At 57.8% G+C, this 472-nt stretch carries 1 protein-coding gene; it reads right to left on the minus strand.

Annotation, left to right across the window (positions count from 1 at the left end; translation table 11 throughout):
• Window positions 1-233: 233 nt before the first annotated feature.
• The coding region (locus AC5RWX_RS34295) for a kinase/pyrophosphorylase (RefSeq protein WP_494100579.1) at window positions 234-472 on the minus strand (239 nt) is incomplete at its 5' end.

The following is a 472-nucleotide window of genomic DNA, read 5'->3' on the forward strand; positions in this document are numbered from 1 at the left end:
GTTCTGGACCATTTCACCCAGGGAGGCGTTCTTGCCGCCCACCCGGTCCAGATCCTTCAGTCCAAGTTCTGAAAACCAAAGTACGTCTTTTGTCATTACTACTGCTCCTATACCGGTGATGGCAGTGGCGTCCGCTGACGGCACTGCCTCATGCTGGGGCGCAAGCTCCTGTGTGACAGGAAGTCAGCGCTATTTCCATACGATGTCCGCCACGGCGTCCATCAAGCGTTTCCCTAGTGCTTCAGATTCATCCGCTGCAGAATCGTGGCCGCCATCTCCTCCACCGAGACCGTGGCCGAATTCAGATAGGGAATTCTGTGGGACATGTACAGGTGTTCGGCACTACGCAGCTCGAAGCTGCACTGCCGCAGCGATGAATAGGATGAGCCGCTGCGGCGCTCGGTACGGATCTGGCTCAGGCGCAGGGGGGTGGATGAAAGGCCAAAACACTTTGTGACGAACGGCCGGAGGG

This window comes from Arthrobacter sp. SPT-J7 (assembly GCF_059089965.1).